Genomic DNA, 16654 nt, shown 5'->3' with positions numbered 1-16654 from the left:
AAATTTTAATTAAATAAAAGGATGTAAAAATTTTGTAAAATTCCTGAGGAATATTGACCTAAAATTCTAGAAATAACTCTTTTTTATTAAGCTCAAATTTTAAGTTTTTGTTGAAACCAATGTCTCTTAAAACATTTGTTAGGCTCTCATTATAATACTTTGCCCTTATATTCCAGTCTGAAGGTGGGTTTCCTTTCACTGTTATGTTTACACCAAACCACCTTTCTATCAATCGGACGAAAGTAAAAAAATCATCACCATTGAAAATAAGAATACCCTCTTTCCAACCGAATGAATTTTCAAAATCTATCCTTCTCAAAGAAAGATTTTCGAACTCATTTTCTGCTACAATTTCAAAACCCGGATCCAACAGGGAACTTTGGTTTTGGGGAAAATTGCTTACCCTTACTTTTCCTTTCATTAATGAAACGACATGAGTGGACTCATCGGGAAAAGTTTTTACATTAAATGCAGTCCCCAAAGCCTCAATTTTCAGGCTTTTGCTTTCTACTATAAAAGGCTGTGAAGGATTGGATACAACATTAAAATAGGCTTCCCCAGTAATTTTTACTTTTCTTATACTGTCTGAAAAAATGGAAGGGTATTCCATACTACTCATGGCATTTAACCAAACTTTGGTGCCGTCTGGTAATTGATGAGTAGACTTTTGGCCTTTCGGATTCTCTTTCTTTATCCAGGTAATTTTATTTTCCAGGGCAACATCTTTGTTGGCTCCCAAAAACACCCCTATACCGGTAAAAAGTAAGAGAACAATTACTACTGCTACCCAACTTCCATAGCCATACCAAGTGGGGTGAATAGTGGACTTTGACTCTTGTTTTCTTTCTTTAGATGCAGCCCATATTTTATCTCCTTTTTCCTTGAAGCTGACTACCTCCATAGATGCCTCGCTACTCCAGATTTTTTGAATGGCATCAAATGTGGCTTTATTTTCCTGCGAATTGGAGAGCCAATAATTTAATGCATTCATTTGTTTCTTTGAAGCTTTTCCCTCCAAATACAAAAGAATCAAATGATCAATATCGTGTTGAAATTCGTCCATCAATTGGTTTTACCAAGATTGGGAAATAGCATTCAATTTAAAGGATGAAATCATCAAAAAACCGGTAACAATGAAGAAATGGCTTAACGCAATAGAAAATCTATTACTTGCTGAAATCGGTTCAAATAGCCTTATTTTCTTTCGATTACCACAATTCCTGTAAACATGGAAAATCCTATTCCATAATCCGGGTTTAATGTTTGACAGAAAGAATAATCTATAATAGGTTTCGATTTAAGTTCATCATAGAACAGAATAAATATTGCCTTTTTTGGGTTCAATACTTGTATAACCAGTGAGTGAACAAAAACCCGTAACTCAAAAAAAAATAAACTGTATTCTTATTAAACCCGAAATATGTAATTGACAATCTATTACGTGCTGAAATCGTTTCAATTAATAAACATTTCATCGACCAGTAACAAGGCTCCTCTACCTTTATTTCTATGCCATGAAGGGATTTTCTTAACTGTTTTCGCAATTACCATCAAACATTTCACTTTGGCAGGATTAAAAGAAGTCGTAATTAACTGAATGTAAGGCTTTCGCTCTTCTGAAGGTAAATCTGGACTCAACTTAGCCATTAATTCCATATCGTCTTCGTTTTTTCCACCCCAAACTTCTATTTGAGAAGGGGGAAATATAATGGTTTCTGGTTCTACCAAAACATTGAAAGAGACAGAGGATATTTCCACCTCTTGCTCATAGGACAATAAGAGCTTCATGTCTTCATTGGAAAAGCCTGCCCAGTTATTTGCCCAGGCAGGGCTATTGGCATTGAAACCGCCAAAATCTCCATCGAAAAAAGTAGCCGAACCATTGGCCGGATGTACACGGTTTAGACGAGTCAATAAATTCACTGAGTCTGGCGGGTATTTATTCTTAAACACGGAAAATGTAGTGTTTACACTTCCAAACCACCCTTCCTTGAAAGCTTTTGCATTAACGGAGGTGGTTTGATCCAGCCATACCTTGCCCTTCTCAAAAATGGGAGAGGAAATACTATCTGGCTCTGTACCATCCAATGTATACCTGACAGTTACATTTTCTATGGGATGCCCAATTTCTAATGCAATAGAATCCTGAAAAATGCTGGATTGATTTGCAAGCATGGGAACGTTAAGCTTGATTTTTTCACCCTCAAGGCCTTCTCTACCTGCAACAATCTGAATATTGCTAAATTCATTTCTCAAAGGCTCAAGGTCTTCCACATCAATAGAAGTATTCCAAACTGAAATTGATTGCAGTCTTTTTAATTTCCCCAGTTGGGGCTTTAAATCTTCAAGGGTTATGGCAGTACCAGAAATAGCAAGGTGTTCTAAATTTGAAATTGTAAAAACAGACTCAAGCCCCTTTCCACTAATATTGGTAAAATTAAGGTTTAGCCTTTCCAGGTTCTTAAATTGGCTAATTATTTTTAGGTCTTCATCTTCAACAGGTAGCTTATTGAGACTAAGGTAGACGATTTGATTTTTTAATGGCTCAAGTTCTTTTAATGAATTACTGTTATATGCATTTGCGTTGAAAATGGTAACATCAAGGGCAGGCGAACCTTTACTTAATGGTCTTATTACCCTATACTCGTTGTTAAGGGTTTCGAGCACTTTTTCATCAGGCATTTCAAATTCATATACTTTTTCCCCGGCTTTAGGATTTATTAAATTAGTAGCCACAAGCCTGAGCGAATCACTTGCTGGCAAAGCCAATACTTTTACCTCAAAGTCAGGATTATTTTTTATCCACAACTCCAGAAGTAGTTTTTCATCTGGCGTAAGCTGTGGCTTTCCGGAAGGCGGCATGTGATCATCATCTTCTAATGGCAACGAAAGCCTTTGAATTAGCACACTTTCTTCCAGGGATTCACTTTCAAACAATTTCCCTGTTTCACCACCTTTTAAAAAAGAAACTTTATCTGTCATAATCAACTCACCCTTAGCTTTGCTTGGATTATGGCAAGAATTGCATTTTTTTTCCAATACTGGCATAATCAGATGATCAAATACAATTGCCTCCTCTATAGGTACTACTACCTCACGGGCAGCAATGATGGGCTCAAATATAAAATCCTCCCCATGCGTAAGTGCTGCCCCATAGTGACCGGCCATAATGGTAAGCCCTATCAATCCTGAAGCTGAAATTTTAGCCACTTTCGCCTTGTACCATAACTTCTCCCTTGAAAAGTAAAGTCCACTGGCAAAAAAAACAATTCCGGCCCCACTCCACTTGTGCCAATTCAATGCCGGACCTCCGTAGCCTTCTTCCAGGGAAAGAAAGAATCCCATCAGGGCAGCAATACCTGCAGTGATCACAGCAACCAATAGTAAGGAAGTTAGAAAATTCTGAAAGAATTGCTCTTTTTCAAACTCCTTTCGGAACCTGAAAAATTCTAAAACCATGGACAAAAAAAGTAAACCTATAGGGAAATGTAGCACCATGGGATGGAGCCTTCCCAAAGGCTGTAACCAATAAGGGATTTCCACAAATTGTTCCAATAACAAAAAATACAAAAGCAGAATATTCAAAACGAACAAAGTGCTCTCTGCAATAAACCGGTACTTGATCTTCATAAATAGGAAATTTGCCAATCTAAATTATACCAATATGTCTTTAACTACCTTCCCAGAAACATCGGTTAACCTAAACCTTCTTCCCAAATGCTTATAAATTAACTTTTCATGATTTAATCCCAATTGGTTCAATACCGTAGCTTGAAAATCATGCACATGTACTGGGTTTTTAATCACATTGTATCCCAACTCATCTGTCTCTCCATAAACAACACCTGGTTTGATTCCTCCTCCGGCCATCCAGATGCTAAAACACCTTGGGTGATGGTCTCTTCCATAATTGTCCTCGGTAAGTTTTCCCTGGCTATAATTGGTTCTGCCAAACTCTCCACCCCAAATCACCAGGGTTTCATCCAATAAACCTCTTTGCTTTAGGTCAGTTACCAAAGCTGCTGAAGCCTGATCTACATCCTTGGCCTGTTGGGTGATTTCATAGGGAAGGTTGCCATGCTGGTCCCAGCCCTGGTGGTACAATTGCACAAAACGAACTCCGCTTTCAGATAACTTTCTGGCCAATAAACAATTGGCGGCATAGGTCCCGGGAACCAAGCAATCCGGACCATAGAGTTTGATTACACTGTCTGGTTCTTTAGACAAATCCATGATATCTGGAACCGTGGTTTGCATCCTGTAAGCCATCTCATATTGTTGGATTTTGGCACTAATTTCAGGGTCTCCAAATTTTTGGAAAGACATGTGGTTGAGCTCTGCTAAATTGTCTAGCATTTTTCTCCTTTCAGACCTTTTCATGCCTTTGGGATCTTTAAGGTACAATACCGGATCCTCCCCACTGCTAAATTGAACCCCCTGATGAACAGAATCTAAAAACCCATTGGTCCATAATTTGGAATAGACTCCCTGACCATTCCCAATGCCTCTGGAAAGTAACACCGTAAATGCCGGGAGGTTGTTGTTCTCACTCCCAAGACCATAACTCAACCAAGCTCCCATACTAGGGCGGTTGCCTTGCTGGGCACCTGTTTGGAAAAAAGTGAGTGCCGGATCATGGTTAATGGCTTCTGTATGTAAGGACCTCACAATGCAAATATCATCTACAATCTTTGAGGTATAGGGAAACAGGTCACTTATCCATGCCCCTGATTCACCATATTGGTTGAATTTAGAGAAAGAGCCTACCAATGGGAAAGATGACTGGTTGGCTGTCATCCCCGTTAACCTTTGGTCTCCCCTTATGGATTCAGGAAGATCTTGCCCAAACATTGTTGTCAATTTTGGCTTGTAATCAAAGGATTCCAATTGAGAGGGTGCTCCATTCTGGAAAAGGTAAATCACCCGTTTTGCTTTTGGGGCAAAATCAGGAATTGCAGCAGCCAGTTCACTTTCAATGCTTCCTGTTCCTTTAAATAAGTTGGGCATTAATAAGGAACCTAAAGCCACACTTCCAAGGCCCAAACTCATTTTTGATAGAAACTTTCTTCGATTTTGGTTTAATCCGTGCTCAATAAATTCCTTTTCCATATCAAGTTTTTGCAATTGACTCTTCCAAATTATATATCGTACTAATTACCTGCATCATAGCAGCCAATGACAGCTTGTCCAGGCTTTTATCCAGCGGGTACTCTCCTACCTGTAGCAATTCTGATGCAACCTCTTCAGACAGCGTTTGCAGTTGGCCTTCGTAATACTTGTTCAATACAAGCAATTCTTTTTCCTCCGGATACCTACAGACGATGGATCTAAAAGCTTTTTCTATCTTTTTGGTTGCATCACTATTTTCTTTCAATAAACTGGCCGCTAACACTCTTGAAGCTTCTAACATCGTCGGGTCATTCAACATGACTAAGGCCTGTAACGGGGTGTTTGTAATCAATCTTTCCACTTCACACTGATCCCGATTACTCGCATCAAATAAAGTCATTGAAGGTGGTGGTACTGTCCTTTTGATAAAGGTATACAAACCCCTTCTGTAAAGGTCTCCTCCATGGTCCTGCTTGTACATGGATAAAATCCCTCTTCCTGAGGTGGCCCCTTCCCATAAACCAGAAGGCTGATAATGTTTCACACTAGGTCCCCCCACTTCTTTGTTTAAAAGTCCACTACTGGCAAGGATCAGGTTTCTTATAAACTCAGCCTTCAGCCTATCCCTAGGTGCCCTTGTAAGGAATATGTTCTCTGGGTCTCTGTTCCTTTTGTCTTCACTAAGGACGGCTGATTGACGATAAGTAGCTGAAGTAACCATCTTTTTTACCAAATGCTTTACATCCCAACCATTCTTCATAAAATCCATTGCGAGCCAATCCAATAAATCGGGGTGACTTGGAAGTTCGCCCTGCATACCGAAATCACCAGGTGTAGCAACAATGCCCCTTCCAAAAATCTCCTGCCATATCTGATTTACAAAAACCCTTGCTGTGAGGGGGTTGTTTTTATCGAAAAGCCATTTGGCCAATCCAAGCCTGTTTTTTTCAAATCCAGAATCAAAGGAAAGAATAGATTCTGGTGTACCTGCTGATACTTCTTCTCCATGGACTTCATAGGAACCACGTTCAAGAATGTAGGAATTTCTACTTTCCTCCATATCACCCATTATTGAAACAATCAATTCAGTTGTATCCTTCTTGTTTACAAAGGATAAAATGGAACGCACATCCTCATCGGTTATGTGCATAAAAGGCTTTTTGGCATAGGTTTCAGGTCCTCCAACAACCGACTCAATACCCCTTTCCTGAACGTTGTTGAAAAAGGAATAAAGTTGATAATAATCTTTTTGGGTAATAGGGTCGTATTTATGATCATGACAGGTGGCACATTCCATGGTTATTCCCATTAGTGCTTTGCCAAAGGTATTCGTCCTGTCTGTGACATACATGACCCTGTATTCCTCATCCACAATGCCACCTTCTTCTGTAATCTTGTGGTTTCTATTAAAACCGGTCGCCAAGAGCTGTTCTTTTGTTGGATTTGGTAACAAATCACCGGCAATTTGCCAGGTTATAAACTGATCATAGGACATATTGGTGTTAAATGCATGAATTACCCAATCCCGCCATGGCCACTGACTTCTGTAACTGTCATCCTGAAAACCATGAGAATCGGCAAAGCGGGCAATATCCATCCAGTACACAGCCATTTTTTCTCCATAAGCTGGACTGGTCAATAATTGCTCAATTATTTGTTCATAAGTTGCACCGTTTTCATTCGCTAAAAAAGCATCCATTAATTCCAGATCAGGAGGTAGTCCGGTCAAATCAAAACTTAACCGCTTTAAAAGACTTTCCTTATCCGCCTCTGGATTGGGTTGGAAACCATTTTCCAATTGAGCTTGAAGAATGAACCTATCAATTTCATTAATGCCCCAGTCACTGTCCTCTATAGTAGGTAACTTAACCTCCTTTAACGGAATAAATGACCAATGCGGCTCATAAGCGGCTCCTTGATTGATCCATTTTTTAATCGTTTCTATTTCTCTTTCGTTGAGGCTTAGGTTGGATTCGGGAGGAGGCATTTTAATGGAGGGGTCATCTGAAATTAGCCTTCTATAGACTTCAGAATTTTCGGCTTTACCAGGGACAATGGCGTGTGCATCAGGATTATCTTTCAATGCACCGAATGCTTCATCTTCTATATCCAGTCTTAAGTCCGCTTCTCTTTTATTCGCATCAGGTCCATGACAAGCATAACAGTTGTCGGATAAAATTGGACGTACATGAAAATTGTAACTGACTTGATCTGCAATGCCCTGAGATATCAATTCCCCTTGAGCCCCATCTTTTGTACCACAAGCCTGATAGATAAAGAGGGGAATAAGGGAAAATAAACTTAATACAAGCTGTCGGATATTCATATTTTAGAAATTAATACTCAATCAAATCCGGAATAAGCAATATAAATGGTGGAAAATCCTTTTAATCATACCACTAGACATTTTCTTCCACAGGGCCCGAAATAAAAGCTTTAAAAGAGGTTATTGCAATACCCGGTATGTTCTAGCTTTTACGTATCCTTTTCTTATTAAAATGCCACAGTAGGTGATTCGCTTATTCCCAATATCAATATAACCAATGGAAGCCTAAAAACCCGTAATCTAAAATAAACAATAGGCAAATAATAAAAATATAGGAGTCATGGGAACAATTTTTCGTCTTCGAATTTTTAAAGGAATCTCTTTTTTATTTAAAAAGGAGGAAATTTCTTTTCTAAAACATTGTATAGCTAGCTTCAAATGCACTTCAACGGTTCTTTCCGAAATATTCATGATTTCACCAATTTGTTTGTAAGTTAAACCATCATGGCGTGCTAACCGGAATACCATTTTTCTTCTGTCCGGAAGATTTTCTTCTACCTTACTGATAAAATCACCCAATTCCTGCTCTTCCAACAGTTCCTGAGGTGTAATTACCTCTTGATTACAATGGGCCGAATCAATTGTCCAATCAATCTTCAACTCTCTTTTCGACTTGGCCAATAGGGTCAAAGATTTATTTTTGACAGCGGTATAAAGGTAAGCTTCGAAATTTTTCAGTCTAAAAATACGCTCCTTCTCAATAAGAAGATTTGTTAAAACTTCAGATACGATGTCTTCAGCAGAACTCCTATCGCTCAAAAAATGATTAGAAAAGCTAACCAAACGATTGTAATAGATAGCAAAAAACTTGTCAAATGCTTTTTTATCGCCATTAGCAATTAATGAGAACAATATGGTATTTTTTGGGCTATTGGGCATATTAGAGGTGCTATTTGCAATCTAGGTCAACTGGTTTATTTTAATTTATTGATAATTTAAAATGGAAACGGATAGAAATAAAATACTGGTGATTAAAGAAATGCCCCGAACCTAACCTTACCTCTAACTCTAAATGAGCAACAGACTCTCATCCAACCTGTATCCACTTCCCTAGGCTATCAGTGACAGACTTCGCGAAAATTAACTACTTCAGATTTTATTTCTTCGATTGTAATGTATTTGGTTCGAGACCATTTAAGATACCGTAATAATCCATCGATTAATAATCAATTTACGCTTTTTAGATTGGTGGATAAATAAGTTTTACACAAAAGGTTTGGGGGAATAGCATAATATTAAAATTATGTAAAAGTTTAAAAATTAAATTTTTAGATTACCTAATGGTAGGGGATTTAAAATAATGATTGTTTAACAGTTATAAATTCTGTTAAAAGAGTTAAGAATCAATGATTATCTGTATCTTATTAGAATTAAAGTAGACAATTGAAAGATTTATTTCAAATGACCAATTGTTTGCTGCTATTAAATCATGATTTTCTTGAATGGCCTTTTACCGGGTCAAAGTATAGGCAAAAAGCAGGTTCAAAACTGACTTTTCTCAGGTTTCTATAAATACAAATGGCTTATTTTTGATTACCAATTAAAGCGAGGGCTATGAAGGTCAATATCAAGCGTTTTTTATTTAAATACAGTCTGGTACCTCCATGGCATTGGAGGACCGGAGCTACTTTTTTGGTAGCATTGATCGTTGGTTTGGGATTTTTCTTGCTGGACATTAGCAATGCCACTTCTTATTTATCGGATGACCCTCAGGCCTGCGTCAATTGCCATATTATGGGACCACAATACATTACCTGGACGCACAGTTCCCATAGGGAGGTAGCCCATTGTAATGACTGCCATGTTCCACATGACAATGTTTTTAATAAATACTTTTTCAAGGCCAAAGATGGACTTTATCATGCTTCATATTTACAGCCAGGGCCGAACCGGAGGTGATCAGGGCCTTACCCCCTTCCATCACTGTTATTCAAGACAATTGCATTAGGTGCCATCAGGACCAGGTTACAGACGCCAAAACAGCAGCTTTTGTAGACAACCACCAGGAAAACAGAACGGACCGAACCTGCTGGGAATGTCATCGTGAAGTGCCTCATGGTAGAGTAAGAAGTCTCTCCGCAGTTGGTGCACAAATAGAACCCATTAAAGAATATAGTCCTTCGGATCTTAGCATTGTTCCTGAATGGCTTAAAAAATCAATGAAATTATCGAAGGATAAATAACTTAAAGTGTCATGAAAAACTGGATTCTCTTTTTAGCAACGGCAGTAATTGTATTCTTTTTGGCCTATTTGGCCGTAAATATTTTAGACCGTAAATCTGAAGCCAGGTTTGCCTATCAACCAAAGGTTGAAATTGAAGGAATCGAGCCCCGAGATTCTGTTTGGGGATTGAATTTCCCAAGGCAATACCAGTCTTATATGAAAACCAAGGATACCACTTTTCATAGTATGTTCAATACCAGTGGACATAAAGACATGCTTCGGGCTGAGCCGGAAATGGTTATTCTATGGGCAGGTTATGGATTCAGTAAAGATTATAATTCACCTAAGGGGCACAATCATGCCATTTCTGACATTAACGAAACACTCAGAACAGGTGCTCCTAGGAATGCTGGTGAAGGTCCAATGCCAAGTACTTGCTGGACCTGTAAAAGTCCTGATGTACCAAGATTAATGAAGGAAATGGGTGTAACAGAGTATTACAGTCAAAAATTTTCTGACTTGGGAGCAGAAGTAATCAATCCTATTGGCTGCGCCGATTGTCACAATCCAGAAACGATGAAACTTTCGGTGACAAGGCCAGCGCTTATAGAAGCGTATGAGGCCATGGGTAAAGACATCAACGAAGCCTCTCACCAAGAAATGCGTTCCTTGGTTTGTGCCCAATGTCATGTAGAATATTATTTCGACAAGAAGAAACCTGGCGCAGAGAATGCCAATTACCTTACGTATCCATGGAAAGATGGCATGGATGTGGAAAGTGCCGAGGCTTATTATGATGCAGCTGAGTTTTCTGACTGGACCCACCCATTGAGCAAAACACCAATGTTGAAAGCACAACATCCCGATTACGAAATCTATAAAATGGGTGTACATAGTAATAGAGGCGTAAGTTGTGCAGACTGCCATATGCCCTACGAATCTGAGGGAGGTCAGAAATTCACTAACCACAATATTGGCTCTCCTTTAAGCAATGTTGAAAACAGTTGTTTTGTTTGCCATAGGGAAAAAGTAGACGATTTGATCACAGATGTCTATGAAAGACAGGGAAAGGTTAAAGAAGGTACGTCCAAGCTCCAAAGGCAGATAGCCATGGCGCATATAGAAGCGGCAAAAGCATGGGAATTGGGTGCTACCCAAGATCAGATGAACAATATCCAACAAGGTATTCGCCATGCGCAGTGGAGATGGGATTATTCTGTAGCCTCTCATGGTGCTGCTTTTCATGCGCCACTTGAGACAAGCAGAATTGTAACCTCTGCAACAGGAATCATTCAAGAAGCCAGAATTGAGCTCGCTAGATTATTGGCTGATCTAGGTCATAACAAACCCGTGGAAATGCCTGATTTCACCTCCAAGGATGCCCTGCAAGCTTATATCGGCTTTGATATAGAAAAAGACTTGGCTGCTAAGGAGGATTTCCTTGAGCAAGTTGTCCCTAAATGGCTCAAGGAAGGAAAAGCCAGAGAAGCAAAAAAAGAAATTAAAACAGTCAGTATCAAATAAAATACTGAACAAATTCCACCATTATGAAAAGTTCTATTATTATAATGGGAGCATTACTATTATTGTTCTGCTCCCAACAGCACAGCTTTGCCCAATTTTCAATTGATGGGCAAATGCTTGTCCGAAGCGAATACCGTCACGGATACAACAAATTAATAAATGAGAATGCCGATCCTGCTGGCTTTATAGCCCACAGAGCGAGAATTCAAGCGAACTATAAGATCGATCGCCTAAATTTTTTCATGAGCATACAGGATGTTCGTACCTGGGGAAGCAGTTCTACCGCCAATATTTCAGACAATTATTTGTCAGTGCATGAGGCTTGGGCTGAAGTTAATTTTGGGGAAAACTGGAAACTAAAACTAGGAAGGCAAGAGTTAAATTATGACAATGCAAGATTCCTAGGCAACCTGGATTGGGCCCTTCAGGCCAGATCGCATGAGTTTGCTTTGATGAAGTATGAAAAAGAAAAAGCCAAATTGCATTTTGGTTTTGGTTTTAACCAAGATGGCCAAAAAATTAGCGACAATCTATTCACAACACCCAATCAATACAAAGCAGCACAGTTTGCCCGATATGAAAACACCGTTGGTAAGTTCAACTATGCCCTACTCTTTTGGAACGATGGCAGACAGTATCAGGAAACAAATAATATCAACTATACTAGTCAAGGAATTCGTTACTTACAAACTTTGGCCTTGCCAACCCTAAAATACAACCTTCCCACAACAAAGCTTTCTGCTTATTTATATTATCAGTTTGGTAAAGATGTTTTAAACAGGTCTACCTCTGCGTACGATATAAGTGCACATATAACCCAGACTTTTACCGAAAACAAGGAGACAGGCTCTAAATATACCGCCACAGCTGGCTTTGAACTATTAAGTGGAACACCAACAAATAGCCAGCAGAAAAACAAGTCATTCGCACCACTATATGGTACCAACCATTCTTTTAATGGTTTTATGGATTTGTTCTATGTAGGCAATCACTTTAACTCACGGGGTTTGAGGGACATATACTTAAGAACCAGGTACAATTTTGATGCTGGCTTTTGGATTCAGGGGGATTATCATCACTTTGCCAGTACTGCAACCATGCTCGAGGAACTTTACAGTGGGCCCGAATTGGACAAGGGATTTGGTTCGGAGATTGACCTTTCTGTAGGCAAGGTGATCAGTGAGTCCGTTTCCATTCAAGCTGGTTACAGTCAATTCATTGCTTCTGATACTTTTAAACATGCTCAGAACAATGGCAGCCTTAAAAGCAATCAGAATTGGGCCTATATAATGTTTGTACTCAGGCCAAACAATAAAGCCAAATTTATTGGTGTACCCCTTTAAAATAACCCTATGAAATTCCTTCTTTCCACCAAAGTATCCGTGCTACTCCTTTTTATACTTGCTGTAGCTATGGGTATTGCCACTTTTGTAGAAAATGATCACGATACTGCTGTTGCCAGGGCATTGTTTTATGAAGCCTGGTGGTTTGAATTAATAATGATCTGGCTATGTATTAATTTCATAGCCCATATTGGACAATACAAATTATTAAGCAAAGAAAAGCTACCATTAGGGATTTTTCATCTGGCATTTATCGTTATCATTATAGGTGCTGGAGTCACCAGAATATTTAGTAAAGAAGGCGTAATTCATATTCGAACTGGAAATTCGGAAAATATTTACTACACCAGTAACAATTACTTGCAAATAGAGGGTGGAAATGGTGTTCATTTCAGCCAAGGAACTGAATTCACTTTCAAAACATTCGATCCAAGCACTTATAATATTTCCTTAGAAGGTCAAGATTTTGAACTGGTACTGGAGGAATACGTTCCTTCTGCCAAGCGGGTATATGCACCTGGAAATGAAACCATTTTAGAACTTTCCTATATAAATGAAGGCACAAGAGAAGACCAGATATTGAGAAATGGTGAATCTTTGCTTCTAGGTGATCTAAGTCTTGAAATGAATGAAAACGGAATCGCTCCGTTAAGAATTTATAGAAGTGATTCGGGCTGGATGCTTGCTACAAATGTGCATCTGCAAGTGATGGAAATGGCCAGTCAACAAATTGGTGTTATACATGCCAATACAGCAGAAAAGTTGAAACTTAGATCCCTTTATCAATGGGAAAGGGGTGCTTTAGTGGTAAGGGATATAAAGGAGAATGTAAGCCTAAACTATGTACCTGAGGAAGATTTGGAAGCGGCAAAAAACTATGCCGATGGTTTAAAGATGAGTCTTTTTGATAGCGAGAAGAATAAGTTGGCTTCAGGCTTTTTTCCAAAAGTAAGTTACAAACCTTCTTGGGTAGCTTTTGAAATTGGGGAAAAGACTTATCACTTGACCTATGGACCTAAAGCCCAAATGCTTCCCTTTTCTCTACACCTCAACACTTTTGAACTCAAGCGCTATCCGGGTTCCCAAAGCCCTGAAAGTTATGCCAGTGAAGTAATGGTTCAGGACAATGGGGAATCATGGCCTTATCGGATTTTTATGAACAACGTCCTGGATCATAGGGGATATCGATTTTATCAAAGTTCCTACGATGCTGATGAACAAGGAACAGTCCTCACTATCAATCAGGACAAGCCAGGAACTTACCTGACCTATTTGGGTTATTTGTTTTTAGGTATAGGAATGATACTGACCCTTTTTGCCAAAAACAGCCGATTCAATATTATGCAGCGACGACTCGGTAAGCTATCAGCAGGGAGCAACTTGCTTGTCCTTTTAAGTTTATTCTCATTTGCTGTTTTGGGTCAGGAAAATGTTTCTCCAGAGGATTTTGTGGTTCCAAAGGAGAAAGCAGAAGCATATGGAAGGCTTATTGTTCAGGACTTAGACGGACGCATGAAACCGTTGAATACTTTGGCCAATGAAATTACTCGTTAACTTAGTGGCAAAGCTGAAATCACAATTCGGGTCAAAAATAAAACCCTAAGTCTTAGCCCTGAACAATTTTTACTAGCCGTACAAATACAACCTGAATATTTTAGTCGCTTACCCTTAATTAAAATTGACCAAAAAAAGTCCTTGCTCGTTTTTAAGGCACTGAAAAAATCACCTGTTGATCAGCTTAGTTTTATGGATTTTGTTGACGAGGAGGGCAATTACCTACTGTCAGACATGGTAGAAAAGGCCAATTTGCTTAAACCTTCGGAAAGAAATGAAGGCCATAAAGAACTCCTTAAAACCGATGAAAGGTTTAATATTTTTTATGCGGTATTAATTGGAGATTTTCTGAAACTATACCCGAACCGTTTGGATGATAACCAAACCTGGTACACCAGTTCACAATTTACCAGTGGCTTTGAAGAAGAAGACGCCATTTTCGTACAAAACATTGGAAAGTTGTACTTAAGTAATTTAAAAGAAGGCTTACTAACCGGAAATTGGGAAAAGGCAGACGAGACATTTGGCTACATAGACCTGTATCAAAGGGAGGCCGGTAAGTCTGTTTATCCCAGTGAAGCTGAAATCGAAGGCGAGTTGCTATTTAATAAACTCAAACTAGGAAATCGCCTGTTCGGATATTTTTGGTTGCTTGGATTAATGATGTTAGGCCTTGCAATTACAGCCTTGTTTTATTCAGGTAAAAGTCTGAAAACTAGCTGGAAATTAGGTGTCGTTTTGGCTTGGATAGGTTGGGTAATATTTACCTTTCATCTGTCACTTCGCTGGTACATTGCCAAGCACCCACCATGGAGTGATGGATTCGAAATGTTGGTTTTTGTAGCTTGGGGGGTACTCCTTTTTGGATTAGTGTTTGGCAAAAAATCCCACTTTACTGTTCCTCTGGGACTATTGTTTTCTGGCACATTACTCTTCGTTAGTTTTCTGGATTGGCTCAATCCAGAAATCACCAACCTTATGCCAGTACTTCACTCCTACTGGCTAAAGATCCATGTGGCCATCATTGTTAGTGGCTATGCACCATTGGCACTTTCAGCAATTATTGCCTTACTAAGTTTATGTTTACTTGTGTTCAAACCCAAAAGTCCTAACCCTAGGTGGTGGCTTTCCATGAAAGAGCTCATTGTGGTCAATGAATTGTCTATCACTGTAGGTTTGTTCCTTTTGACAATAGGCACTTTTCTTGGGGGTGTATGGGCAAATGAGAGTTGGGGAAGGTATTGGGCTTGGGATCCTAAGGAAACATGGGCGCTTATCTCCGTTTTAATATATGCTGTGGTACTTCACTTAAGACTAATTCCTGGAAGTAGAAATGCCATAATTTACAATCTGGCAAGTTTATGGGCATTTGGTGCTATAATTATGACCTCATTTGGAGTGAATTATTACCTCTCAGGTTTGCATTCTTACGCCAAAGGAGATCCTGTTCCCGTTCCTTATTGGGTTTATGTAGTAACGATTGTCTTGCTTATTGTATCAATAACAGCTTACCTGAGGTTTGGTAAGTTAACAGAAGCAGAAAAGCGACAATTGATGATTTGATACTAATTTTATAGCCCTGTAGAGTATCTACATATTTGAAGCTAACTTAGAATGAGTTAAATTTCAATTTTAACCTGGATTATGTAATAGGATTTCTCCGCCCTGGCAATGTCAGGGGTGAAGCCTGTCCCGTGTTTACGGGAAGTGTTGCAATCGCAAGGAAATCAGACTGTTTGGAGATTTTAGCATAACACCGCTATGGTGAAATTGAAAACAGCAACGAAGTGGCTGATTTTAAAGCGATTTCAGCTCGTAATAGAATGTCTATTGCATATTTAAATTTTAACTTAAGATAAAATGAAACTGCCCTTTATTATCTACTTGCTTTCCCTTAGCTTTTTATCTTATGGCCAGGAAATAGTCATTCCAAAAGGTTATGAATTGCTTGCTGAAACAGAGGGCGATTTGGACAAGGATCAGATTTGTGAAAAAGTACTTGTATTTGAAACCTCTGAACCCTCTGAATATGGAAATATCAGGGAAATTCAAGTGCTGAAATTTTCAAATGGACAATGGACTATCTGGAGAAAATCATGCAATGCCATTTTAAAAAATCAAGAGGGTGGCATTATGGGTGACCCTTTTGAAGAAATTTCTATTGAAAATGGAATTTTGACAATTGGCTTTTCTGGGGGCAGCAGTTGGAAATGGTTTTACAAAGACAAATACAGATTTCAAAACGATGAGTTTGAACTTATAGGTCATACAAGCATTTTTGGTAAATTATGCGAATACTGGGCTAACTTTGATTTCAATATCTCTACAGGAAAAATAATCTACAAGAAGGAGTACGAAGATTGTGAAAATGATCAGGATATCTATAAAACTGAAGCGGAAGAGTTCTATTATAAAGGGTTAAAAATTAACCTTAACAATAGAAATTTGGATAAAGTAAAACTCACCACACCAAAGTACCAGGAAGACCTGTATTTATAAAAAATTGAGGTATAAGTTCGTAAAAGCTAAAAATATAAATGCTTTTGGAGGGAAAACAAATAAAAAGGTAATAAAAAAGCAGTTTTTAGAATCCGAATTTTTATAATAATTCAGCTAAAAACTGCTTTTTCTAAT

General features: G+C 38.7%; 12 protein-coding genes. 7 read left to right on the top strand and 5 right to left on the bottom strand.

Annotated features, from left to right (window positions below; genetic code table 11):
* Positions 1–58: 58 nt before the first annotated feature.
* The 5 genes from CA2015_RS20460 to CA2015_RS20440 all read right to left on the bottom strand — a co-directional run bounded on the left by CA2015_RS20460 (position 59) and on the right by CA2015_RS20440 (position 8314).
* The gene (locus tag CA2015_RS20460) at positions 59–1063 is read right to left on the bottom strand and encodes a FecR family protein (RefSeq protein ID WP_048643582.1); all 1005 of its coding nucleotides are present in this window, start codon (positions 1061–1063) and stop codon (positions 59–61) included.
* A 392-nt stretch (positions 1064–1455) separates the two neighbouring features.
* The gene (locus CA2015_RS20455) at positions 1456–3630 is read right to left on the bottom strand and encodes a DUF2231 domain-containing protein (RefSeq protein ID WP_048643581.1); all 2175 of its coding nucleotides are present in this window, start codon (positions 3628–3630) and stop codon (positions 1456–1458) included.
* Positions 3631–3654: 24 nt separating this feature from the next.
* Positions 3655–5109 carry a DUF1501 domain-containing protein gene (locus CA2015_RS20450; protein WP_048643580.1) on the bottom strand — a complete coding sequence of 485 codons (1455 nt, stop codon included), beginning with the start codon at positions 5107–5109 and terminating at the stop codon, positions 3655–3657.
* Position 5110: 1 nt separating this feature from the next.
* Positions 5111–7435, bottom strand: coding sequence for a PSD1 and planctomycete cytochrome C domain-containing protein (locus tag CA2015_RS20445; RefSeq protein WP_048643579.1), 2325 nt, complete (start codon positions 7433–7435; stop codon positions 5111–5113).
* Between the two features lie 240 nt (positions 7436–7675).
* Positions 7676–8314 (bottom strand): RNA polymerase sigma-70 factor, encoded by a 639-nt coding sequence (locus CA2015_RS20440; protein ID WP_048643578.1) that lies wholly within the window; start codon positions 8312–8314, stop codon positions 7676–7678.
* Positions 8315–8989: 675 nt separating this feature from the next.
* Here CA2015_RS20440 and CA2015_RS25375 point away from each other — a divergent pair.
* The 7 genes from CA2015_RS25375 to CA2015_RS20415 all read left to right on the top strand — a co-directional run bounded on the left by CA2015_RS25375 (position 8990) and on the right by CA2015_RS20415 (position 16519).
* Entirely contained in the window at positions 8990–9334 is a 345-nt protein-coding gene (locus CA2015_RS25375; protein WP_316934189.1) for a NapC/NirT family cytochrome c, read from the top strand.
* Complete coding sequence (locus tag CA2015_RS25370; protein WP_316934188.1) at positions 9331–9618, top strand: hypothetical protein; 288 nt, start codon at positions 9331–9333, stop codon at positions 9616–9618. Before CA2015_RS25375 ends, CA2015_RS25370 begins: the two co-directional genes overlap by 4 nt.
* 11 nt (positions 9619–9629) lie before the next feature.
* Positions 9630–11123 (top strand): ammonia-forming cytochrome c nitrite reductase, encoded by a 1494-nt coding sequence (gene nrfA, locus CA2015_RS20430; RefSeq protein WP_048643577.1) that lies wholly within the window; start codon positions 9630–9632, stop codon positions 11121–11123.
* A gap of 23 nt (positions 11124–11146) precedes the next feature.
* Positions 11147–12466, top strand: a complete 1320-nt coding sequence (locus CA2015_RS20425; RefSeq protein WP_048643576.1) for an alginate export family protein — start codon at positions 11147–11149, stop codon at positions 12464–12466.
* 9 nt (positions 12467–12475) lie between these two features.
* A complete protein-coding gene (locus CA2015_RS25365) occupies positions 12476–14020 on the top strand; it encodes a cytochrome c biogenesis protein ResB (protein ID WP_316934187.1) in 1545 nt (514 codons plus the stop codon).
* 192 nt (positions 14021–14212) lie between these two features.
* Positions 14213–15583, top strand: coding sequence for a cytochrome c biogenesis protein (locus CA2015_RS25360; protein ID WP_316934186.1), 1371 nt, complete (start codon positions 14213–14215; stop codon positions 15581–15583).
* Between the two features lie 297 nt (positions 15584–15880).
* The gene (locus CA2015_RS20415) at positions 15881–16519 is read left to right on the top strand and encodes a hypothetical protein (RefSeq protein ID WP_048643575.1); all 639 of its coding nucleotides are present in this window, start codon (positions 15881–15883) and stop codon (positions 16517–16519) included.
* Positions 16520–16654: the final 135 nt, after the last annotated feature.

It is taken from the genome of Cyclobacterium amurskyense (assembly GCF_001050135.1).
In the GTDB taxonomy this organism is placed as follows: domain Bacteria; phylum Bacteroidota; class Bacteroidia; order Cytophagales; family Cyclobacteriaceae; genus Cyclobacterium; species Cyclobacterium amurskyense.
This window is presented reverse-complemented; position numbering and strand designations above follow the sequence as displayed.

What these genes read in the sequence shown, in the direction of transcription:
- CA2015_RS20460 (WP_048643582.1), bottom strand. Translation starts at nt 1,063, where the DNA reads ATGGACGAATTTCAACACGATATTGATCATTTGATTCTTTTGTATTTG.
- CA2015_RS20455 (WP_048643581.1), bottom strand. Translation starts at nt 3,630, where the DNA reads ATGAAGATCAAGTACCGGTTTATTGCAGAGAGCACTTTGTTCGTTTTG.
- CA2015_RS20450 (WP_048643580.1), bottom strand. Translation starts at nt 5,109, where the DNA reads ATGGAAAAGGAATTTATTGAGCACGGATTAAACCAAAATCGAAGAAAG.
- CA2015_RS20445 (WP_048643579.1), bottom strand. Translation starts at nt 7,435, where the DNA reads ATGAATATCCGACAGCTTGTATTAAGTTTATTTTCCCTTATTCCCCTC.
- CA2015_RS20440 (WP_048643578.1), bottom strand. Translation starts at nt 8,314, where the DNA reads ATGCCCAATAGCCCAAAAAATACCATATTGTTCTCATTAATTGCTAAT.
- CA2015_RS25375 (WP_316934189.1), top strand. Translation starts at nt 8,990, where the DNA reads ATGAAGGTCAATATCAAGCGTTTTTTATTTAAATACAGTCTGGTACCT.
- nrfA (WP_048643577.1), top strand. Translation starts at nt 9,630, where the DNA reads ATGAAAAACTGGATTCTCTTTTTAGCAACGGCAGTAATTGTATTCTTT.
- CA2015_RS20425 (WP_048643576.1), top strand. Translation starts at nt 11,147, where the DNA reads ATGAAAAGTTCTATTATTATAATGGGAGCATTACTATTATTGTTCTGC.
- CA2015_RS25365 (WP_316934187.1), top strand. Translation starts at nt 12,476, where the DNA reads ATGAAATTCCTTCTTTCCACCAAAGTATCCGTGCTACTCCTTTTTATA.
- CA2015_RS25360 (WP_316934186.1), top strand. Translation starts at nt 14,213, where the DNA reads ATGGATTTTGTTGACGAGGAGGGCAATTACCTACTGTCAGACATGGTA.
- CA2015_RS20415 (WP_048643575.1), top strand. Translation starts at nt 15,881, where the DNA reads ATGAAACTGCCCTTTATTATCTACTTGCTTTCCCTTAGCTTTTTATCT.